The sequence below is a fragment of the Spirosoma validum genome (assembly GCF_014699035.1).
Classification (GTDB): Bacteria; Bacteroidota; Bacteroidia; order Cytophagales; family Spirosomataceae; genus Spirosoma; species Spirosoma validum.
Genome location: NZ_JACXAA010000008.1, coordinates 1 through 22458 on the forward strand (window position 1 = coordinate 1; position 22458 = coordinate 22458).

Consider the following 22458-nt stretch of genomic DNA (forward strand, 5'->3'; position numbering starts at 1 on the left):
AGTCCGTGTAGAGATCAAGGTTGGTTTGCATGACCAAAGATAATTTGTCCAGTTAACCCAGTTGCGTAACTTCAGCTACTAACTTATCGGTCCATTTTAGTTTTCCTTGTTCGACTAGTTTAGCGGCCATGAAACTAGTCACGGCCTTGGTATTAGAGCCTAAATGAAATTTACTAGTTGCCTTGATGGTATCCGTTCGGTCGGCTCTAATTCGTCCACCATAGCCGTACAGAATTTGAGTCGGCTTAACGATTGCGGCTACAATAGCCGGAACTTGATTGGCTTCCAGTACGCTGTCAATCGCCTGGGTGATGATAGGCGAATGAACTTGTGCACTTAGTGAAAGTGGCCATAGTACGACCAGGATAAGAAGAATTTTCATGTGTGCTCAATTATGTATTCATACAGCATAGTTCAACAACAACCGGGTAAAATTAGGAACGTAGGTAGTATGATTAAGCCTCCCAATTCAAGAAGCACATTTATAAAAACTGATTAGTCTCACTAGGGAGCGTATTTTGAGACGATTATTTGTTAATAACTGTAAACTTTGGTTAGTCGCATACGCTTTTGCAAAAGCCACTCTTGTTTTATAACACCTCTTCGAAAAATACAACGCCCGGTAGTGCAGTGAGCATGACCGGGCGTTGTATTTTTTAATCGATAGCTACTCTAAATTCCACGCTGACATTAACCGTTTTGGACGGGTGTCCAGTTAAAGATCACTATCGGGATGAAGACATTCACTCCAATAAGCAAGTATCAACCTGATCTGCTCTTTCAGGTCGGAATAGCGTACCGGTTTTTTGAAGTAACCTTGGACCGTTTCGTCGTAAGCAGTCTGAACTAAGCCCGGATCGGCCGCTGTCGAGACAAACAGGAAGGGAATAGATTTTCGTCTTAGATATTCATTTTGGTTAAGCTGCTTTCGTAGCTCGATGCCATTCATGAGCGGCAAATTGATGTCACACAAGATTAGAAACGGCTTTTGGGGGGTACTCTCTAAATACTGGAGCGCCGTTTTGCCATCCGTAAAAAAGCGTAATTCATTGGCGACTTGTAGCTCCTTGATCGCTACGCTCATTAAATGTTGGTCGTCATCATCATCTTCGATACAAACTATGGGGCCGGTAATTGACAAAAGGAAAGGATTGAAAATGAGCTTAATACAAACTCACATGAACACTACACATGAATACATATAAATGTTTCGTATGTATGAATGAGCGTTTCACCCTATACACCCAACCAGATTATTGGCAATAGCCAACGGATAGATTTAGGGGTCATAATAGCGATCATATAGCCGTTTTCTCTCCGGCTGGGCCTTTACCCAATCGGTAAACTCCCGCACGGCCTGCGTCTCCGATCTGTCCTATGACAAAGCTGCTTTGCGTTCGCTGTTCAAGAAATACACACCCACAATCAGCAAGCCAAACCCGCCCGCCGACAGGCGTATGCTACGGATAGTAGTTGACAGTACCTGAGACAAGCTGTCCAATTAAACGCCCTATTTATTGATACGTAAACTCCTACTGGTCTCATGTTGGAGCCTTTGCTGAGACGCTATTAGTGGTTAGCCAATTGAAGATATAAGAGTTTATAAACGACTCATGACTGACTCCTGGCTGGAGACGGAAAACAAGCGTATGAGAAAGACTAAACTAGTTCCCTAACTAAGTCGCATTTGTACCAACTCCACGAAGTACTGGATGCCGTATAGTAAGGCGTCATCATTAAAATCGTATCGGAGGATTTTGCTCAGTTTCTTGAGCATGTACCGAGCAGCGCAAAATTGCCCAGTACATGCTCAAGAAACTGAGCAAAATCCTCCGATACCGTAACAGCCTCCATCGCTGAGTCAATCGAACCAGTCGCAAATACTTGAGCGGCTGCCTGAAGCGCAATGGCCGTCGTGCCCGGCTCATTTCGCAGCGGAATAAATTCCCGCTCGTAGGCAACCAGAGCTTGACAATCATTGGCCAGGGCGATACCCGTGGCGATTCGCCGGAGTTCCGTTTCAATCTGTTGACTGATTGCCGGTTGGAAACTTCGCACATCGCCTTTGATGGTGACCTGATTGGGTAAAGCGTTTCGGATACCATCCGTCATAAATTCAGTTACCGACACAACGGCAATACGGGACGGATCGACTCGCCGGGCAACAATGGTTTGTAGGCTAAGCACTAAGGAACTAGCGGCGACTAAGACATCTTTACTTTTATGGGGTCGGGATGCGTGGCCACCAACCCCGGTTAATGTAATCGTGAAAATATCCTCGGCCGCCATTAGCTCGCCCGTTGTAGTGGCAAAGTGGCCAACGGGAAGGCCGGGCCAGTTGTGCAATCCATAGATTTCGTCGAACGGGCATTGTTGTAACAGACCATCGGCCAGCATCGCTAAAGCCCCTTTCCCCCATTCTTCGGCGGGCTGGAAAATAAAGTGAACGGTGCCATCGAACGCCCCATACCGGGCTAACCAATGAGCCGCGCCCAGCAGCATACTGGTGTGGCCATCATGCCCACAGGCATGCATAATTCCTTCTTGCTGGGAGCGGTAGGCAGCAGGTCCCTGTTCTGAAATGGCTAAGGCATCCATGTCCGCTCGCAGGGCCAAACTACGCGTCGCCGAGCCGCGACGAAGCGTCCCGACGACCCCTGTTTTACCAATGCCTTCTACGACAATATCCAACCCGAATTCGCGCAGCTTAGCCGCGACAAAGGCGGCCGTTTGCTTTTCGGTAAAGCCCACTTCGGGAAATTGGTGTAAGCGATGTCGCCAGCCGGTTACGGTTGGTATTAAGTCAAGTAGGCTTTGAGAAAGCATCGATGAATAGGTTTAGTGATTAGTTTACGGATTCGTTACTACCCGGTAGCAGGGGAATGCCTACCAACGCTTCGTAGCGGTCGGGATCAGTCGCCCCTTCGGTATTGATGACCATAACGCAGGAATGACTCGTTATGCCTAGGGCTTCTCTCCAGTCCTGATGCTGACAGACCTGGAGCAATCCGGCTAAGCCCGCGCCACCACTTTCTCCTGATATAATAGCCGGATCATCGTCTAATGGACGGGCTAACCGAATCATGCTGTCAATGGCCATTTCATCCCGAATGGTCAGAAACGCGTCGGTGGTGCGGAGCAGAATGCGCCAGGCGATAGCTGAAGGCTCATAGCATTCGAGCATGGCCATCACGGTAGACTCACCGGGGGGAAGGCTGACCCGCTGATCCGCCTTGGCACTTTCGAAAAGACAAGCCGCCCGTTGCGGCTCAACGATAATGATCTTAGGCCGGTCCGCCCCCCAGCAACTGGCTAGGTGACCCGCAAGGGCCGCGGCTAATCCACCAACGCCCGCTTGAATAAAAATATGCGAGGGTAGACGGGGTAACTGGCTGATCGACTCCTGCCACAAGGTCAAATAGCCCTGCATGACCAAACCGGGAACGTGTTCGTAACCTGGCCAGGAGGTATCCGAGGTAAGCAGCCATCCGTTTCGGTCGCTCACCCGGCTGGCTTCTCGCACGGCATCGTCGTAGCTTCCTGGCACTTCCACAATCTGCGCACCCAGCTCGGCCATACGCTGCCGACGGCGTTGGCTGACACCGGGATGGACAAAAATAACGGCCTTGGCGCCGACGAGTTGCGCGCCGAACGCCACTGATCGGCCATGATTACCGTCCGTAGCACACGCAAACGTGAGCCGTTGAATGACTTCCTGGTGAATCGGTTGACGCAGGGTTTCCCAGGAAACCTGTTGACCAAGCCTTTTAGCTACTTCTTCTTGGGCTAATGTAACGACGGCATAGGCTCCTCCCAAGGCTTTGAAACTTTGCAGACCCAATCGATGCGCTTCGTCTTTTACATACAGTTCGCCAATTGAAAGTGAGCTGGCTAGTGCAGAAAGTGCCTGTAATGGCGTTGGGCGATAAGCGGGCTGTGATTGCCAGAATCGTTGACTGGCCTGGGCTGACAACTCACCGAGTAACTGACTGTCGACTTCAGTCAGAGGTTGGTTAAACGTAGTACTCTCGTTGAAATGAATCATAGACATGTCAAAATGTTATGCAAAATTATTTCAATGGGAGTGTAATTTTTCGTCTAATATTGAGTCTTTATTGCAACAATATTTCACAAAGTCGCTTCCTGTTGACCATAAATAGTACGCTATGCAACTCGATCGGTTTGACCTGGCTATTCTAGGAATTCTTCAACAAAATAATATGATGTCGCAACGAGACATTGGGCACGCTGTTAATCTATCGGCGGCAGCGGTGAACCGTCGTATCAAGGCGCTGAATACATCGGGCATCATTCAAGCTAATGTGGCCGTTATTAATCCGGCCAGCGTAAATCGGGAGATCACGTTATTCGTAGAAGTGGAAATGGTTAATGAACGGAAAGAATACATTGACGAAGCGAAACGACGGTTCACCGATCTGATCGCCGTTCAACAATGCTACTATGTAACGGGCGAGGCTGATTTTGTTTTGGTCATCGTGGTATCCAGTATGATCGAATACGAGCAGATTACCCGGCAGCTGTTTTTTGACAATAGCAATGTGAAACGTTTTCGAACCTTTGTGACCATGGATCGGGTAAAGGTAGGTTTGTCAGTCTCAATACCAGAAGCCAGTCAAGCTCAATTGGTAAGCCCTCCGATCAACCGAGGGTCTAATGGTTGACTGCTTAACGAAACAAACGTGCAAATACCACCGTCAGCCGCCCTGCTGTCGGAAATCTGGCTTGATATTCGTTGGCAATGGGTTGATTATTTGGGAGCGGTGTTAATTATTTTAACGGTATTTCTGCTAGCTCTAGACCGGCAGCGAAAGCCAATCGCCCTGTAAAAGTTGTCTTTATAATCGCCCAATTAGTGAAGCGTATACATGAAAACTCCAACGTCTCATCTAGGAGCGTTTAGTGAGAATAAGTTAACAACCGTTTATTGATTTACTGTCTACTTACAATTTTCGTACTTTACTTCCAAAGTAGGAAACGCATTTTCGCCTATTACTGAAGTCGATCAAGTATCAATTTACGTATCCAATGAGCTTGCTTGAGTTGAGCTTCATAGCGTCTTACTATAGACTGATACCGATTAAAGACCACTTCGCTTTTTGTTCTAAAGGGGATTTCCTGGTGTTCACACCGGCTATTTACGTCGCTAATCATTAATTCTAGTCTAACAATACTCTGTTCGTAAAAACTCAATTTCTTTCTATACCAATGAGTGGCCTCTAAATCTAGCCGTAATCTTATTGGAAAGGACTTAGCCAAAATAGAAATCCATTCTAGTTCTAATTGCTTAAGCTCAGCTAAGAATGAAACACCATCAAATGCCTCTACCGGTAAGCTTGTTCGCTGATAATCGTCAATGAGGTCAGCGCTAATCAAAATATCCCCCTGTTTTTTAATACGATTGACGATGTCAAACCCAATTTCTAAATTTTCAAATTGAAAAATAAATTGACGTTTCTCTTGATTACTATCAATTACATTGAGCCTGAGATACATTTTAGAAAAACAGTTAGAGTGAATACATCGATTAGTCCAGTCGACAATGATCCACTACATGCATATCGGTAACCGAAAGTGGACAGATGCGGCCGAGCCGCTGGAGCGGTGAAAAAGAAAAAAATACTTTTAAGCACGTTGCAAACGCTAATAAATATGACCACTGCGGTGGGCTGCTTTTTCAGAGTTTGAGCAGCGATAACTGCTTAGTTTTTTGCCGTTCCGCTACAATTTGGTCTTGGCGACCCCAGTACTCATCAGCGGGACGTAAATTCTCGAGTGATACATGGTAGCGTTGGTGATTGTAGTAAGCTACCCACTCCGTTAGGCGTTCTCTCAATTCTTCCGGACTGTATTAGTGCTCTAATAACAGCACATTTTCATCGACCGATGCCGCGACGGCGGACCGTTAGCGCTCGATCTTATCCGCTCCGGCTACCTGGTTGCGTCATCGGATGAAAGGGAGCGCTGCGAAAATGCTCAATGCTTTCTCCTTTCAAATACTCTTTTAATTACCGAGACACGTAAGCTGAGCCATTGTCCGACAGCATACGCGGGCGCTGACCAGCAGTCAAACTACTGGCTTGTAGAGCTGCTTGGACAATGCTCTCTACGTCCGTCGCCTACATACCCGGACACAGTACCCAAGCTAGAACGTAACGAGAATAGTCATCCAGCAGGGTTGACAGATAATATCAACCCCAGTTCTTGATCTTAAAATAGCCGGGCCTCCGGTGCGGTAAAGTCGGTCTGCCAAAGTTGGTTGGGCGCGGTAGTCGGGTTATAGAACTCATCATCCGCTTCCATCAACCGATAAGCTGGAGCCGTAATTAAGCCCCGACTTTTCAAAATATGGTAAACGGTTGAATCTGAGACAAACCACCCCTCATTGTCAACAATATAACAGGCCAATTCTTAGCCAGACAGATCAGACCGTTCTAAGGCTAGCTCTACCACACAGTTTTTCTCTGCGGGTGGCATCGGACCGCCGAAGCAGTTGGTTCCAAGCACTGGTGTCGATATGCCTGATCGGCCAAGCCATCATAGCCATCCTGCAAATAACGTTTGTATCGCACCAGTGGCCCGGCACTTATAAAACGTCGACCGGTTGATGCTTAACTCCTGTAAGGTGGCTTTAACGCTCAAAGGCGACTGCTCCGCCAACGTGATAATTTATATTTTTCTCGGACTGAATCATATGATGATAGCGATTAGTCGTCGGCTTTAAGCTGCGGTGGCGGACCGCCTTTTTTAATCTACTATTATTCAGACTCAGCTTGCCCACCAGTTGCTTAAGAGTCTCATTTTCCGCTTTGATGTACTGGACTTCTGGAGCCCTAGCTTCCCGGGTGGTATCCCCAGCTAACCACCTCTTGCCAGCCTCCAAAAACTCCTTACCGCAACGGCGGTCCGTTCCAACGATAACAAATCTTGGTATTGAGCACTTCTAACCGACGGATTTCGGTTACAAACTGTTCGCCTTACAGACCTTCCAGCACGATGAGTATTTTTTCTTCCACGGTGTATTGACGTCGGGTCTGTCACGGTCTGCCGTTGCGGCTGAATGTCTTTGATGAAAAATAGAGCGGGCTTACGCTCGGTAAATGTGCAGTATTGGGAGGCTGCTCGTTTGGCTTTGGGAGTTTTGGCCGAATTGTACATAATCAAGGTGAAACAACGGTTTCTCCTTTTCAATTACTGAATCGTCCCTTCTCATTTTACTCGTTTGGTCCAATTTCATTTGACTCGCTTAGCGAATTAGCGTTTAATTATTACAACTAATTTTCACAGACTTATTCACGATCCAATACCAAATCTTTACAAATTATTCAGCCTGCTAAACACTTTCTGAAAAAGCTCATCTGACAGATTTTGTTGTCTTTGTATCACTTTTATGACATACTGTTTGTAAAGAGCCTCAAATTTGTCGCTAGAGTGTTTACAGGAATGGTGTGGATAAAGCTCTCCTTCATCATACTTTTTATTTGCCGAATCTTCAACTTTATTTTTTTTCATTATTTTATTCGATAATTAAGGTAAAATTATAGGTGATTCTTGAGGTCAAAATTGAAATAATTAATAATAAAATTGGTAGGACTATTGGAGCTAAAAAGTGGGAAAATTGTATAGTTATTATTTATGATTATAAAGCAACATTAAGGTAAGGTATGAAAATTGGTAATATAAGTGTGAAAATTGTAAATTACTCCAATTAAGCAGAGTCTTAAGTCAGATACCGTAGACTTATGCATTACTTTTATAATAGGTCACATTAAATAGTCAGTGGTATAGTATAACCCTTATGAAAACGTTTTATGAACATCTTAGATCGGCAATGTCCAGTAGAATCAATTTTATTTTTTTACTTTATAGTATCATTTTATGGTCTTGTTGCCTAGCGCAAACACCTGTATTTCATTTCTTTGATATACAGAGTGGCCTAGCTCAAAATACAGTATTATCTATTACACAGGATGCGCGAGGTTTTTTATGGTTCGGCACACCCGAAGGCCTCAGTCGCTATGATTCACGATCGTTTAAAACGTACACTAATGATCCTACTAATCCTACTAGTATTTCGTACAACAGGATAAGTTCTTCGCTTAGCGACACCCACCATACATTGTGGATTGGGACCTTTAAAGGATTAAATAAATATAAACCCGAAAGCGATTCGTTTCAGCGGTATTTTCATGATCCAGAAAACAAAAAAAGTTTAAGTAATGATCGAATATTTTGTTTATATGAAGATCGAAAAGGTACAAAATGGATTGGGACTGATAATGGATTAAATAGACTGGTTAATGATAATTTGAATAAGTTCGAGCGGTATTTGTATTCTGAAATTAAGCCCACTGCTCCTAATCAAGCTATGATACGTATCAATGGTATATGTGAGGATCAGCAAGGCAACTTGTGGTTAGCCACCAATACTGGATTGATCAGGATGACATTTACTAAAACTGGTATTGGTTATAAAACCTTCACACACCAAGCGAATAAATCCAATAGCCTGATTGAAAACTCGGTCTCTGCTGTAATCTGTGATCAACACAATAAACTGTGGATTGGTACAAAGAGTGGAAAGATAGACTCTTATGATCCCGTCAATGAATCATTTATCCATTGGCCTAATCTAACGCCTGGGCTTTCAACGTACAATGAAATTAATTGTATGCAACTGGATAAGCAGGGGCGTATATGGATTGGTACGTTACAAGGGGCTATTCGACTGAATCCTATTTCAATGGAAGTTACCGAATATCAAAATGATCCGAGAAATTCTCAGAGTTTAAGTGACAATAGTATTTTCGTAATTTTTGAAGATAACCAACAGTCAATTTGGCTTGGTACATATATATCGGGCGTTAATGTCCTTTATCCAACTTTCACTCCCTTTAAAACCATAGAGCAATCAAAGCCGGCAAGAGGAATTACCCATAGAGCTGTAAGTTCTATTCGGGAAGATCAACGTCAAAACTTTTGGATTAATATCAATAGTACAAGCCTGGATTATGTAAATCTTCAAACGGGTTTATTGGCCAATTATAGAGTTGATAATAGATTTAGAAGGTATCTGCCATCCAAGTTAATTAAAACTGTATTTGTCGACAAAAGTGGATACACCTGGGTGGGTACGCAACGTGGTGATTTAAGTCGAATATCACCCAATCACCGCCAATGGATGTTATACCCAACAAATCATCAGGATTCTGCTTCGGGTAATGAAAATACGATGCGGGCCATACTTGAGGATAGTCAACAACGATTTTGGGTGACTTTCGGTAGGGAAATTGATCTTTTTGATCAAGAGAAAGGAAGCTTACGGCGTTATCATCGATTCACTAATCAGGTAGCATTAAGTGATATCTTATTAGAAGATAGTCACAAGAATATCTGGATTGGCGGTAAAGGGGGCATGTGTTTACTTAAGGACAAAAGTACGCGTTTCTGCTGGATACCCTTTACCATAAATGTCCGTGCCGGAGACGCTCCGGAATGGGTAAATTGTATGCATGAAGATCGTTACGGAAGATTATGGCTAGGAACAAGTTATGGTGGGCTGAAGCTATATGATGCCAAGAAGAACACATTTGTTGATTACAACTTTACCAGCGACTTAAGCCGGACTAGAATAACGTCCATTGAGAGTGACGCCGCTAATTCGCTATGGCTTGGTACGTACCGGGGACTGATTCGCTTTAATGTAGGGACTAAACGCAGCCAGCAGTATACTCGTTCTGATGGTCTTGCCGGGAGCGAAATTATGCCTAATGCTAGCTACCGTGCTACTAATGGAGAATTATATTTTGGCACCAATAAAGGGTTAGTCTATTTTAACCCAGCCGATATTAAGCTTAATCAGTATCCCCCGCCTGTCGTATTTACTGGCCTGGAAGTGGCCAATAAAGCCGTTTCCATCAACGATAAAACCCATTTACTAAACCTAGATATCAGTCAGACAGACCAAATAAGGTTCAGCTATCAGCAAAATTTTTTCACGCTTACGTTTGCGGTTCTGAATTACATCAAGCCAGAAAAAAACCAGTATGCCTATAAACTGGAAGGGCTTGACCAGGAATGGCACTCTATTAAAGCACCGTCTATCACCTACAATAATCTTCCCTATGGTACCTATACCCTACTAGTAAACGGGGCCAATAATGATGGAATCTGGAATCCGAATCCAACTAAGCTTAGCTTAGTGATATTGCCTCCCTGGTGGAAAAGTTGGTGGGCTTATTCACTTTATGGGATACTGGCTGTCGTTGTTTTGTCTGTCATTCTCCGGTATTACTGGCTAAGGGGTCGGATTAAACAGGAACACCTTCTGAATCAAGCCAAGCTTGATTTCTTTACCAACATCTCTCATGAAATTCGCACAAACCTTACGTTAATCACTGGTCCTATCGATCGATTACTGAGTCTAGAAAAAGACAATCCTGAGCTCCAGAAACACTTAACATACGCTAAAAGTAACTCCGATCGCTTGTTAACCCTAGTCACCGAATTACTGGATTTCCGGAAAGCGGAAAGCAATGAATTGCAACTTTATGTTTCCCAAAACAAGGTTACTTCCTTTTTGAAAAATAGCATTACATCCTTTCAACACCTAGCCGAAAAAAGGAATGTGAATCTAATCTTTTCGGCCAAGCCTGAGCACCTAGTACTCTGGTTTGACCCCAATCAACTTGCGAAAGTTATTTACAATCTACTCTCAAACGCCTTTAAATTCATGTCTGATGGAGGGACTATTGAGATTAGCGTGAAAGAGACTGAGCATTGGGTTGCTATTACTGTGTCCGATACCGGTCGGGGAGTATCAGAGGAAACTATTAAAAAGCTATTCACAAATTATTTTCAGGGATATAATCAGGGCGAAACGAACACAGGTTATGGGATTGGACTTGCCTTATCACGCAGGATTGCCGAATTACATGGAGGTACATTGACAGTTGAGAGCCAGGAAGCTCGCAACGGGAACAATGGATTTACCTGTTTCACCCTAGCGCTTCGGAAAGGGCATCATCATTTTACCAGGGAGCAATTGGTCGATTCTATTCCGCTGCTACCAACAGCGGAATTCTCATCAGAAGTATCTGTAAAAACGCAAGAAGCCATAGAAAGAGCCGAATCTGGCCAGCACCATACTATTTTACTCGTTGATGATAATGATGAGCTACGCAGTTTCATCAGGGATGTATTAATTAATACATATCATATTATCGAAGCGATCAATGGGCAGGTAGGATGGGAAGCGGCTTGCCAGCACATACCTGACCTAGTTATCAGTGATATTATGATGGCTGACATGGATGGTCTGGCATTATTACGTAAGTTAAAAACCGATGTCCGGACAAACCATATTCCGGTTGTACTGCTTACGGCAAAAGCAGCCGTTGCTCATCAAATAGAAGGTCTAGAGACGGGTGCCGATAGTTATCTTATCAAGCCCTTGAACCTGCCTCTCTTAGAGCTTTGTTTACGGAACCACTTCACTGCGCGTGAGATCATGCGTCAAAAGTACAGCCGACTTATTACTCTCGAACCACAGCATCTAACTATCAATACTGTACAGGAAGAATTTATTGTTAAACTAGTACAGATTATAGAAGAGAATTTATTCGAAAAGGGGTTTGTCGCAGAAAAACTAGCCGCTCAAGTAAATATGAGCAAACCCGTACTCTATAAAAAGCTCAAAGCGATTACAGACATGTCGGTTAACGATTTTATCAAATCGATCCGCATGAAAAAAGCAGCAAAGTTATTACAACAAAGTAATTTAAATATTAATGAAGTCGCAATGGCCGTAGGTTTTGACGATCGACGTTACTTTAGTCGAGAGTTTAAAAAGTTTTTTGGTCTCTATCCGAGTGAGTATATGAAATAAAAATCTCTCTCCTAAACTAACATGCTTAAATTGTACATCGTCAAGTAAAATCGGAAAAAGGTGGGAGGAGACAATTTAGTAATCTCAACGGTGTCTCGGTTGTTTCACCTTAATCAGCTTATTTATTTTTTATTCAATCAAAAAATCCTGGCCGTTCTAAATCTGGGGTGTTTCGTTTGGCCGGACAGTATTTTGAGATTGTATATAGGTGACCTCGATCTTGAAAGAAGTTGGGCTTGACTGTAAGCAACAATTCCGGTAAACGTGTATTTAAGAATAGCCCTATCCAACAACTCTATGACGGATATTTTTGAACCCGTTCGGCAAGCACTTCTCTCACTCAATCCACAAATCGCCACCCAGGAGTAGAACTACTTTAAGAATGGGTTAATCCAGCATAGTCTGGCCCCCATAGCCTTTTTTATGGAAGCCGATCAGCCCAATCAACTCATCGGTTTTCTAACCAGGGGACTTGTCCGGGGCTATTATCGCAATCAGGCCGGGGAAGAAATAACAACCCGATTCTCCACAGTAAAGAATTGAGTCACCGACTACCCCTCCCTGCTGATGGGCAAACCGAGCCGCTATTCGTTTCAGTGTTTGGAACCCACCACCCTGATCACCATTTCGTATCACCACATTCAGCTGGGCAATGACCAGTTCATCGGATTCGAGCGTAATGGGCGCCTGATTGCCGAAGCGGTACTGCGCCAACAGCAGCGCCGGATTGAAAGCTTTCAGTTCGACGCCACCTGCTGCTTACTCACTGCCATATCGACCACGCTGGCAGTGCGGCTGAAGTACGTCGGCGTACCGGTGCCCGTACTTGGGGTTCTTTTAGTAACCAGACAAAGAATTACGCTAAGGAAATTCGATGTCAAATTTTACTGATTTTCAGTTTTTTACAAAAACGAAGGATTTCCGGTACAATGGAGAAGAGCTGATAAACTAATGAAATTTGAGCTTTGCCTTATATCCAAAACTTATACCAGAAATCAATGTACCTGATTTTTACGTCAAACGGGTACTGAATACAGATTTAAAACGCTTAAAGTAATTCTTTGTCCCGTTACTAAGAAAACCCCGAAAACAAATAAATTGATCGTGTTACGCCTAACTTTCGCCGTCTGTAGCCGCGCTACAGTGGCCGCTCCGGCATGGGTCCGCGTTTGCAACGATACCCCTGGAACAAACCAACCAGTCACCCCCGGACCGAAGCCCAACAACTTGCTACCCAGGCGCTGATCGTCTACGGTGCGCTTATATATTGCCTTAAGCGATCCCGGACTAATTCCCGGTAGGTGATACCGATGGGTAACTGATGCTTGGTAATTAATTCGACCGCATTAGCCTTAATGGCCGTGATGGCGCTGCATCGCACAATGAACGAGCGATTGATGCGCAAAAACTCCTCACCTAACAAGGCCTCAATGGCACTTAAGGGCTGGTGGACCCGCAGGGATTGACCCTCCAGGGTAAAATGGGTGTAATCCTTCATGCTTTCCAGGAATACAATTTCACTCAGGGGGAGACGAATTTGCTGCTTATTGACCTTTAGCCACAGCGTTGAGTCGGGCGGTGGAAGGTTCTCTACCAATGCGGTCTGATCCAGGTTGCCTGCCCCACTACCGCTGCTGATCAATTCGCTTCGGCCGTGTACTTTATGGATAGCCCGCAGAAAACGGTCAAACCGAATGGGTTTTAGCAGGTAATCCGTCACGTCATACTCAAAACCGTCCAGGGCATAATCCGGAAAGGCGGTTGTCAGGATTACCTGTGGTCGATTGGTAGGCAGACTACTGAGCAACTCAAGACCGTTCACTTCCGGCATTTCAATATCCAGAAACAGTAGGTTTGGGCGGTGCTGGCGAATCAGCGAGAGGGCATCAACGGCGTTTGAGCAACTGCTTAGCCAGCAAAGCGAATCCACCCGGCCAATAAATCGTTCGAGCAACTGGCAGGCTAGTGGCTCGTCGTCAATGACCAGGCAGGAAAGAGGAAGGGCCATGCTTAGGGATGATTAATTGAACCGTGAAACAATCAACTTGGTCAGCAATGGTTAGCACGTGGTCATTTGGATAAAGCAGTTGTAGCCTACGCCGGATATTGTCCAGACCAACCCGGTGAACATTGATTTTATGGCGGGTAGCCCGGACCGAGGGCACTGGCGGTTTATTATTACTGACCTGAAAGTGCAGTTGGTGTTCATCCATTTCCAGCCTCATTGTCACCCAGGATGAGCCGATGGTGGCCTGAATTCCGTGCTTGAAGGCATTTTCCACCAGGGTGATCAGCAAAAGCGGAGGAATGACCGATTCATAATTCTCTCCTGGCTCATCAAACTGGATGGTGGCTGGAGCCGTTACATCGTGGCGGATCTGCTCGAGTTCGATGTAGTCTTTGAGCATGGTGATCTCCTGCTGTAAAGCAATGAAGTTGGTATTACTCTCATAAAGCGTGTAGCGCATAATATCGCCAAACTTAAGTAGGATTTCGGCCGCGTAGACATCTTTAGCTTCAACCAGTGAGTAGATGTTATTGAGCGTATTGAAGAGAAAATGCGGGTTAATCTGCGAGCGTAATAAGTTCATTTCGAGTTGTAGAGCCTGTGTTTTAGTCTGGTAGGCATCCCGGACGATCTTCAGCGAAACCGCCGTCACTAGCAGACTATAAAGCCACCAGTTGGGCAGGAGAATGTCATGTCCCAGCGCAGCGGCAACCGCAGCGGCTTGTTTGAACGGAGTGTTACTCTGGTAAAGGGAGGTATGGGCAACCAGAAAGCCCCCACCCACCCCTTGGTAGAGCCAGTAAGTTCCTAGGCCAGTGAGCAGGTATAAGCCCAAAGTCTGCCCAGAAGCCGAGAGCCAACGCTGCTGTAAGAGTGTAGGGTATAAAACGCGGGTAATCCAGTAATAGGCGCCTGCCAGAAGCAGCGTATGGCCGGTGGCTAACCAGCCAGCAACCGTCCCGTTTGGGACCATACCGGCCTTTGTCCCACTGGTTTCCAGGGATAGCCAATAGAACAAAGTGATCAGGGCTAGACAGACTATCCAGGCTAATGCCTTAAGGATACGGTGGCGCGTGTTAAAATTAGGTCAATACGTGGGGAATTGATGGGTTTAGCACTTACTAAGACAGCAAAAGGTCAGGCTGGCTTCCACCGTGCTGACCGCAAACAAAGGTAACGAGCAACCAGTAGAAGTCATCGTTCAGTCGACCGATTGCATTCATCGACACTTAGCGGCTAAATGGCATCGGTTTGCCTGTATTGAACCCGGCCCACTTTATTGCTATAAAGCGGAAGCTTACTTTTAATCCAACGACCAGCCCGTGTTACTGGATTGCTCTATTTAGTCACTATGTTGCGTATTTCACCCAAGCTAGACATGCCGATGAAAAAGCTCATTTTAACACCAGACCTTCCTGATCCTGGATGATCAGCAGGGCTCTTGCTCAAGTAGTCAATGTCGACCTGTTAACTTCCTGTATCCGGAATATTTTCCACTACTACTTCATGTCGGGTAGTAACTAGTAGTTAATTAACCCTTTTCGGCGGAAAAAAAATGGTGTTTCTTATCCTTACATATTGTCTAGGCTGGATTGGAAAGAGCGTGTGTTTATACTTAATAAGTTAACCTCTAAACTAGTTTTTATGAAACGATTCTTCGCTATCGTGTGCGTATTGGTTATTAGCCTCGTCTTTTATGCTTGTAACAAGACTAATTTTTCGGAAGAAAGCATTCCGGAGAACAGATTAGCTATTAAAGAAAATAAAGTTGATGCGTTTAGTGCTCAGTATAAATCGGGATTTATGACGCTGATTTATCGGGCGAAGGAGATTAATTCCATCACGGAGTCTTCCCTGGAGTTTTTTAATGCTGAAGTGGGCAGTTCACCGCTGGCAACAATCAACTTTTCCCTGGACGTAAGTGAGACAGCCTACAAATTGCTTCAGCACGAAAAAGTAATAAATCAGGCCAAGAGCTTAGCCAAACGCTCTAAGCCGGCGGACGTCAGGACGATGTCCGAGTTATTCGAAATTTTTGGCGAAGCTATTATTGCCGATAAGTCTACCAACGGTTTTTCGCCGGTTATTCAATCGGTAGCTTTTCACAAAGCCATATTAAACTCGATGAAGCGAGCAGGAGCGACCCAGGATTGTGGCTGCACACCTCATCCGGGCTATTTCGTGGATAAAACATTTTTTCTGTGTCAGGAAGATGTTTCGATCAGCCCAGGTCTGTACGCTACTTTATTAAAAAACGGCAGCTATAAACTGAACGATAAGGAAAAAACACTTCTACGTTTCCTGGAACAAAAAGCAAACGAAAAAACGATCCCATCGAGTGAAGTTTTCGAGTTTGTGGAGCCGAAAGAATTTTTCTTACAACGGATAAATAACTCTGTATCCCGGGCAGTGTCAATGAAGCAGGCCCGGATTGAGGGAAAAGAGGCTGAAAATGGAGTGGCTAAAAGTTTAGTCCTGGATTGTCTGCGTGGCTCAGATTGGGGCTGTTGTGGCAATTACTCCGGTTGCTGTTGGTTTGCGGCCGTAGAATGTTATCTCCACGATGCAGCTTGTTCCTATTCACAATGCAAACCCAAGTGGCTCTGTGGCCCGCAGTGCAAACCCGACTGAAACTAAGTTTGCTCCGTTGTGGCCACAACGGAGCAAACTTAGTTTCATCGTAGAATCAACCGACAATGTTCATCTATTTATGAAGGTAAAGGTACTTTTTCTTGCAAGTTTATCGACTGGACTGTTTTTTCTGCTTTTCTTCCTGAATGCGTATATTTTCAGGATTGACCATGTCTTGATAAATTTTATTCAGGAAATTGCTACCCTGCCAATGTTATTAATTCAACTGGTGCTTCTCTATTTTACAGTCCGGAAAATCTTAACCCAAAGCTCAGCGGGTAGCGCATACGTAACGGGTTCATTGCTGATTTTGCTGGGTTGTATTTTGGCCACTTTTGGCTCAATAGTCTATGCTTTATGGGAAAAATAAAAAATATACCCGAAGTGAAAGCTAACATCAATACTTACTAAACAGATCGTGTCGTACAGCATGAAGTGGACGTAGATGTTTAAATCAACTCGTTAAATTACGAGCGTTTTCTTGAGACACTTGTCACTATCGATTTCTCCATAAAGATATTCGATATGCTTACCGAACGGCCTCTGGTTCTTTAGATTCAAATTTCAGATAAGTGTCAAAGAAAGGAAGCATTTCGGTGTAGATACGACCATCATAACCGCCTATCTTGTTTATATGTCCTCCTAGATATTCTTCGGCAAAGTGCTTTACCTGGTTGACTTCGAGCTTTTTACTGAACTCAAGACTGGCAATGGGTACATTCCTAGCTTCTTCGTTTCGGCCCCAATCAAGCTTTAACGCATTTAAACTTTTCAGCCCAGGCAGATGACTTTCAATCATATTGATCGGAAAGTTGGCCTCCCATTTTCGTTTTGTCTCCTCATCCACCATCATCCTGTCGCCACTATAGCTTACCGGCATTTTAGCCGAGAGGAATGTTTTTCCGGCTTCATCCGGTGAATACGCTCTGGCTAAATTGGCCATTGCTTTCATATAAAATTTTGTCCCGTCACCTCGTTTAAACAGATCATCCTGTATTTCCGCGATGCTATACTGATTTCTATAGGAATCCATCCCCTTAAAGAACGAAGCATTTAGACTAAATTCAGCAGCCCAGCCCAAATTAGCCGGACTGTGGGCATACACGGTACCAAATACCTCTGGGTATAGCATGCCTATTTTTAAAGCGCCATTGCCACCCATCGAATGACCGCTCAATCCTCGGCTGTTGCGATTGGCAATCGTTCGATAGCGTTTATCAATATACGCAACCACATCTTTCCCAATGTAATCCGACCAGTTCCCGGTAAGGGTTGAGTTGGTATAAAAACCGGCACCCAACTTAGCATCGCTGTTTGGTAGTACTAAAATCATGGGATGGATATGACCTTTTAGAATAGCCGCATCCATTAACTCATGAAGACGCCACCAGGCCATCACGATGCTGTCACCTAATACATCCATACCACCATGCAAAAAATAAATGACCGGATAACGCTGTTTGCTCTCTTCATAGCCGGGCGGCAGGTAAATGGTGATCCTGCGCATAGGATCCTCTCCGGCGTGGTTACCCTGGAGGGAAGGCGCTAAGAATTTTTCGATGATAAGTTTTCCTTTTTGCGGGTTCTGTGCCGAGAGGCGTCCCAACGAAAGAAATACGAATAGACAGAGCAGAAACGGTTTCATAGATGTAGATTTAAGATGACGGAATGATGATTTACTTTAAGGTTATGCCGCTCTAAAGACTTACCCTTTCAGCCCATATTTGGCCATGATGGGCTGCCGCTGCTCCTCGAACATGGTGATCCCATACCGAGTATATAATGTATTCATTTGGGATGTGGCCTCTTTTGAGGTCAAGGAAACACCCCGCTTCATCAGGTCAGGAATTAATCGGGCAAACATCTCTTCCAGAAAATTTTCAAAATCCTGGTTGAAAAACATATCGATATACCGAACAGGTTTATCCGTGGCATTCCAAAACGTATGGACTAGGCCATGGGGACGCAGGTGCCAGCCGCCGGCTTCGACTTCATACACCTGATCGCCAACCAATATGCTAACGGTACCTTCCTGCACAAACATCAGTTCGTCCAGGTCTTTATGAACGTGGGGGGCTGGTCCCATCAGCTTAGGACCCATAATTCCCTCCATGCAGGAGAATTGTATGTTGGTTTGGCTGCTGCGGACGGGTATTCTGAATCCGAGACCATTAGGCCCTACCTGAATGGGCACGGGGGGCGTGTAAAAAGGTTTTAAAGGGCCTCTGTCAGGAGGGGTAAGTACGGGTAGAAGGCTATGAATCAGCGAGGAGGATGGGGTGCCTAAACCAGCCAGTAGACCGGTAGCCAGGAAATGTCTGCGTTCCATAACAAGGTGATTTGTTATGCAAAAGAGACGGTCTCTCTGGATTAATTAGTGGTACAAAAACGACTTTTTACGGCTAACTTACCTGAAGGCTTTATTCGTGCAAGCCCAACAGTCGTTCGGGGGCCTGATTATCCAGTTGAAAAAAAGAGGGGGGAGTAAGTCCGGTGATGGTTTTATACTCCCGGACTAAGTGCTGATAGTCATAGTAGCCGCACTGGAGGGCGATGCTTAACCAGTCTTGCTCTGGCTGGGCATTTTTCATCATGAAGGCTTTATCAAAGCGGGCAATTCGGGCCAGTTGGGGAGCCGGTATGCCCATCCGTTCTTTAAATTTTCGCTCGAACTGCCGGGCACTTAAACAGGATTGGCTGGCCAGCCAATCCATCGAAATAGATGCGGTGTTGTGCAACAGCAGTTGAGCTACTTGATCAATACCATGCGCCTCTTTTTTGGATCGTCTGATGAGTCTGACGACAAACGATTCTACCCATTCAACCATTTCAGCATACGAGTCGGCATTTCTTAACTGTTCTGTTAGGGTCCGTATGTCTGGTGAAAAAACAGCTTCCGCATCGATATAGGTATTGGTCAGCTCGTAGGAAGGAATGCCCGTTAATCGGAATAAAACACCGGGTTGGAACTTAATATTGAGGTATAAAAACTCCCGTCCAACATATCGATTCGTCACGAAGGTATGTTGGCCATGAAGGAAGGCCACGGGTCTCTTGGTTTTAGTGATTTCTCCTGGGTATTGTACGTATTCGGGGTCACGGAGAAAAAACTCAATGGAGTCGCCGGTTTTTGGTGTATAGGCTTTGACGGGAATCAGTTCATCGGGGGGAAATACCAGATGGACGATACCGATATTCTCGATGTACTCACGCAAGCCAGGGCTGGGCAAAAAACCTTTGAGCAGCATATCCCACAACTGAGGTTCATTATATGTTAGCCAAATTACGAAACTTCAGACTAATTACCGTTTCAGAAAACACCCGCTTGATATTTCATGAAAGGTTAGACTTCCATCACGGCAATCGCGTCGATCTCAATTAATAATCCATCCAGAGCTAACGACTGCACACCCAGCCATGTGCTGGCTGGCAGGTTTTTATGCGGGAATGCATTCCTGAAGGCTTCACTGACACGATTGGCATCGGCTAATTGATAATCCTTCACATAGATTGTGAGTTTGACGACATCCTGAGTCGTTGCCCCTACGGAAACCAGCGCTTTTGCCAGGTTCTGAAAGGCTTGAGTGGCTTGGCTAAAAAGATCACACTCCCCAATAAGTCGGTTATGCTGATCCATCGCCACTTGACCAGAAAGATAAATTGTTTTAGAGGAACCGCTACTGACGGTGACAATCTGAGAGAAGGACTGTTCCCAGTTCGGCAGCTCCGGTGGGTTAAGAAAGTGCTTCTCCATAGTCATTCAATGGTGCCATCATTCATCGATTGCTCGTAAGTTACAAAATTTTACCCGTCTCAGAATACCCCCGAAATATTGACATGCCCTCGTCTCAGTTGGGAGCGTTTTGAGCGACTATTTTATTTAACGAAGCTAATCTGATAGTTTTATACGTGTCGTACCAAATCTCTAACATACGCGATACAAGTCATCCTTAAAACTTTTTCATGGAAAGGACCTTTTTTGCCACCCGGGCTACTCACCTAATGAACACGCCTAAGTCTGTTTCGTGTTTGCTGGGCTACAGCTGGGTGATGCTCACAGCCCTGATGCTGGTCAACTGTAGCGCCAGCAAAACCCCCAGCGGTCACTACCAGCAAGAGAAGTTCAACGATGTGGCATATGGCGTCCATTCCCGCCAGGTGATGGATGTGTATTTACCGGCCAATCGGACTACCCATACGGCCTTCGTTATCCTAATTCATGGGGGCGCCTGGGTAAAAGCGGGCAAAGAATACGTGCGCGATATTCAGGATACGCTCTTAAAGCATGGCATTGCCGTCGCCAGTATCAATCACCGGTACGCTAACCAAACCGATGTTCATTACCCGCAAATGCTAGAGGATGTCAACCAGGCCATGACCTATTGCAGCACCCATGCCGCCCAGTGGCATACGCGCCCGGATGGGTTTGTGCTGGTGGGTGCCAGTTCAGGTGCCCACCTGGCCCTGCTGACAGCCTACACGACGCCCAAAACTATACGGGCGGTCGTGGATTTTTCGGGGCCCACCAATTTGGCGGATACCACCCTGCTGAATTACGCCCAGAAAGTTGGATTGATCGAGGTCGTCCAGATGATGACGGGCAAATCCTATGTGAAAGGCACACTGCCTGATCCGGCCTTCGCTCAGGCAAGCCCCCTTACGCAGGTGAAGGCCATTCCGGTGCTGATGATCCACGGGACGGCAGACGTCGTTGTCCCTTACGCCCAATCCGAGGTGCTGGAGGGCAAGCTTAGCTCAATGGGCATCAAGCATAAGCTGCTGGCTATCCCGAACGCGGGCCACGACCTGAGTATGAATGACAGTAAAATCCGTGCCCTGGTGTTGAACACGGCTGTTGAGTGGGTATTGACCTACGGTCAATGATTGAATCGATCGAACTTATACTTGCTACCCTGTCTTACCTAGGAGCATTTAATAAGAATATGTAACTTTCCCTTACGAGCGTAATAAGCTGCTAGGTTTGCTCAAATCTAAACTCGATTAAATCTCCGCTTTCCCAAATGATCGCTCCGGGGCATGGCTTTCTCGTTGGTTGAATAGCGTAGGCGTCAAGTGAGTAAACTCCTTGTAATCCCGCACCAGGTGCTGATAATCGTGGTAACCCAACTCCAGGGCAATACTCAACCAGTCTTTGGTGGGCTGGGCGTTCTTCAGCTTAACACTCTGGTCGAAGCGGGCAATTCGGGCATAGAGTTTAGGGCTGATGCCCATCCGTTGGGTGAATAGATTGTAAAACTGCTTCGGACTCAGACAGGCCTGCTCGGCCAGCCAATCCAGCGATGCCCCGCCGGGACCGGGCCACGCCTGGCCGGGCCTAGCTAAACCGAATCGCGACGGATTTTGTAACAAATACTGACCCACTTTATCAATCGATTGACGATCTGTTCGAAAGGAATGAGGGAGCTGCTTGCGGATTAAATAGTAGAGAAACCGTTCCACTATATCGATCATTTCCAAGTGATCATCCGTACTACTGAGCCGCTCATTGACCAATCGAATTTCAGGCGAGAAAATCGCTTCGCCATCCTCCAAGACATTCGTCAGTTCATGAGCTGGAATGCCCGTCAATCGGCTTAATGCCCCTGGCTGAAAGACAACCTGAAAATAAACAAACTCGTTTGGGGGTTGCCGGTTGACTAAAGACGTCTGCTGGCCAACTACCACCGAACGAGTGGGCCATTTTTGGGCCGTGCCATTGGGTCGTTCCACGACGTCCCCTCCACGAGGGTAAAATCCTAGACAGTTTTCAGGCCGTGGCCAGTAGGGCTTGATGGGCACCACGACGGAAGGCGCAAAGGAAAGCCCCACAATCTGATATTGTCGAACATAGTCTTGAAGTGCTGGCGAAGGTAGCCGGTAATCAAAGATGTTCATGATCAAGCCCTATTTTAGT

General features: G+C 45.6%; 24 protein-coding genes. 8 read left to right on the plus strand and 16 right to left on the minus strand.

Features of this window, described 5'->3' with window-relative positions:
- Window positions 1-52: 52 nt before the first annotated feature.
- From IC230_RS20285 to IC230_RS20300, 4 genes are all read right to left on the minus strand, one after another.
- On the minus strand, window positions 53-382 hold the full coding sequence (locus IC230_RS20285; RefSeq protein ID WP_191040883.1) for a serine hydrolase: 330 nt from the start codon (window positions 380-382) through the stop codon (window positions 53-55).
- Between the two features lie 333 nt (window positions 383-715).
- Window positions 716-1141: a response regulator gene (locus IC230_RS20290; protein ID WP_191040884.1), complete on the minus strand. Its 426-nt coding sequence runs from the start codon at window positions 1139-1141 to the stop codon at window positions 716-718.
- A 620-nt stretch (window positions 1142-1761) separates the two neighbouring features.
- Window positions 1762-2826: an amidohydrolase gene (locus IC230_RS20295; RefSeq protein ID WP_191040885.1), complete on the minus strand. Its 1065-nt coding sequence runs from the start codon at window positions 2824-2826 to the stop codon at window positions 1762-1764.
- Between the two features lie 19 nt (window positions 2827-2845).
- Window positions 2846-4045 carry a diaminopropionate ammonia-lyase gene (locus tag IC230_RS20300; RefSeq protein ID WP_191040886.1) on the minus strand — a complete coding sequence of 400 codons (1200 nt, stop codon included), beginning with the start codon at window positions 4043-4045 and terminating at the stop codon, window positions 2846-2848.
- 121 nt (window positions 4046-4166) lie between these two features.
- Between IC230_RS20300 and IC230_RS20305 the strand changes: the two genes are divergently transcribed.
- Window positions 4167-4682 (plus strand): Lrp/AsnC family transcriptional regulator, encoded by a 516-nt coding sequence (locus IC230_RS20305; protein ID WP_191040887.1) that lies wholly within the window; start codon window positions 4167-4169, stop codon window positions 4680-4682.
- An 18-nt stretch (window positions 4683-4700) separates the two neighbouring features.
- Window positions 4701-4847, plus strand: coding sequence for a hypothetical protein (locus IC230_RS20310; RefSeq protein ID WP_191040888.1), 147 nt, complete (start codon window positions 4701-4703; stop codon window positions 4845-4847).
- A gap of 163 nt (window positions 4848-5010) precedes the next feature.
- On the opposite strand, the gene IC230_RS20315 is transcribed toward IC230_RS20310, so the two are convergent.
- The 4 genes from IC230_RS20315 to IC230_RS20320 form a co-directional block, all read right to left on the minus strand.
- Entirely contained in the window at window positions 5011-5514 is a 504-nt protein-coding gene (locus IC230_RS20315) for a hypothetical protein (protein WP_191040889.1), read from the minus strand.
- 181 nt (window positions 5515-5695) lie between these two features.
- A complete protein-coding gene (locus tag IC230_RS34810; protein ID WP_394355500.1) occupies window positions 5696-5854 on the minus strand; it encodes a hypothetical protein in 159 nt (52 codons plus the stop codon).
- 374 nt (window positions 5855-6228) lie between these two features.
- Window positions 6229-6363, minus strand: a complete 135-nt coding sequence (locus IC230_RS34505; protein WP_262893174.1) for a hypothetical protein — start codon at window positions 6361-6363, stop codon at window positions 6229-6231.
- 969 nt (window positions 6364-7332) lie between these two features.
- A complete protein-coding gene (locus IC230_RS20320; protein ID WP_191040890.1) occupies window positions 7333-7530 on the minus strand; it encodes a hypothetical protein in 198 nt (65 codons plus the stop codon).
- A gap of 286 nt (window positions 7531-7816) precedes the next feature.
- Here IC230_RS20320 and IC230_RS20325 point away from each other — a divergent pair, with 286 nt between their 5' ends.
- A complete protein-coding gene (locus tag IC230_RS20325; RefSeq protein WP_191040891.1) occupies window positions 7817-11905 on the plus strand; it encodes a hybrid sensor histidine kinase/response regulator transcription factor in 4089 nt (1362 codons plus the stop codon).
- A gap of 459 nt (window positions 11906-12364) precedes the next feature.
- Here IC230_RS20325 and IC230_RS20330 read toward each other — a convergent pair whose 3' ends face one another.
- A complete protein-coding gene (locus IC230_RS20330) occupies window positions 12365-12619 on the minus strand; it encodes a hypothetical protein (protein WP_191040892.1) in 255 nt (84 codons plus the stop codon).
- 41 nt (window positions 12620-12660) lie between these two features.
- Between IC230_RS20330 and IC230_RS34815 the strand changes: the two genes are divergently transcribed.
- On the plus strand, window positions 12661-12849 hold the full coding sequence (locus IC230_RS34815) for an MBL fold metallo-hydrolase (RefSeq protein WP_223860760.1): 189 nt from the start codon (window positions 12661-12663) through the stop codon (window positions 12847-12849).
- A gap of 305 nt (window positions 12850-13154) precedes the next feature.
- Here IC230_RS34815 and IC230_RS20340 read toward each other — a convergent pair whose 3' ends face one another.
- Complete coding sequence (locus tag IC230_RS20340) at window positions 13155-13913, minus strand: LytR/AlgR family response regulator transcription factor (RefSeq protein ID WP_191040893.1); 759 nt, start codon at window positions 13911-13913, stop codon at window positions 13155-13157.
- On the minus strand, window positions 13882-14931 hold the full coding sequence (locus IC230_RS20345) for a sensor histidine kinase (protein ID WP_191040894.1): 1050 nt from the start codon (window positions 14929-14931) through the stop codon (window positions 13882-13884). The genes IC230_RS20340 and IC230_RS20345 overlap by 32 nt, the downstream gene beginning before the upstream one ends.
- 136 nt (window positions 14932-15067) lie before the next feature.
- On the opposite strand from IC230_RS20345, the gene IC230_RS20350 reads away from it, so the two are divergent.
- The 3 genes from IC230_RS20350 (at window position 15068) to IC230_RS20360 (ending at window position 16914) form a co-directional block, all read left to right on the plus strand.
- On the plus strand, window positions 15068-15220 hold the full coding sequence (locus tag IC230_RS20350) for a hypothetical protein (RefSeq protein WP_191040895.1): 153 nt from the start codon (window positions 15068-15070) through the stop codon (window positions 15218-15220).
- Window positions 15221-15557: 337 nt separating this feature from the next.
- Window positions 15558-16544 carry a hypothetical protein gene (locus IC230_RS20355; protein ID WP_191040896.1) on the plus strand — a complete coding sequence of 329 codons (987 nt, stop codon included), beginning with the start codon at window positions 15558-15560 and terminating at the stop codon, window positions 16542-16544.
- A gap of 79 nt (window positions 16545-16623) precedes the next feature.
- Complete coding sequence (locus tag IC230_RS20360) at window positions 16624-16914, plus strand: hypothetical protein (RefSeq protein ID WP_191040897.1); 291 nt, start codon at window positions 16624-16626, stop codon at window positions 16912-16914.
- Window positions 16915-17073: 159 nt separating this feature from the next.
- Here IC230_RS20360 and IC230_RS20365 read toward each other — a convergent pair whose 3' ends face one another.
- The 4 genes from IC230_RS20365 to IC230_RS20380 form a co-directional block, all read right to left on the minus strand.
- A complete protein-coding gene (locus IC230_RS20365) occupies window positions 17074-18189 on the minus strand; it encodes an alpha/beta hydrolase (protein ID WP_191040898.1) in 1116 nt (371 codons plus the stop codon).
- A gap of 60 nt (window positions 18190-18249) precedes the next feature.
- Window positions 18250-18873 (minus strand): cupin domain-containing protein, encoded by a 624-nt coding sequence (locus IC230_RS20370; protein ID WP_191040899.1) that lies wholly within the window; start codon window positions 18871-18873, stop codon window positions 18250-18252.
- Between the two features lie 91 nt (window positions 18874-18964).
- Window positions 18965-19792, minus strand: coding sequence for a helix-turn-helix domain-containing protein (locus tag IC230_RS20375; RefSeq protein WP_191040900.1), 828 nt, complete (start codon window positions 19790-19792; stop codon window positions 18965-18967).
- 95 nt (window positions 19793-19887) lie between these two features.
- On the minus strand, window positions 19888-20298 hold the full coding sequence (locus IC230_RS20380) for a RidA family protein (RefSeq protein WP_191040901.1): 411 nt from the start codon (window positions 20296-20298) through the stop codon (window positions 19888-19890).
- A gap of 209 nt (window positions 20299-20507) precedes the next feature.
- On the opposite strand from IC230_RS20380, the gene IC230_RS20385 reads away from it, so the two are divergent.
- A complete protein-coding gene (locus IC230_RS20385) occupies window positions 20508-21428 on the plus strand; it encodes an alpha/beta hydrolase (protein WP_191040902.1) in 921 nt (306 codons plus the stop codon).
- Window positions 21429-21545: 117 nt separating this feature from the next.
- Here IC230_RS20385 and IC230_RS20390 read toward each other — a convergent pair whose 3' ends face one another.
- Window positions 21546-22439, minus strand: coding sequence for a helix-turn-helix domain-containing protein (locus IC230_RS20390; RefSeq protein ID WP_191040903.1), 894 nt, complete (start codon window positions 22437-22439; stop codon window positions 21546-21548).
- Between the last annotated feature and the right edge of the window lie 19 nt (window positions 22440-22458).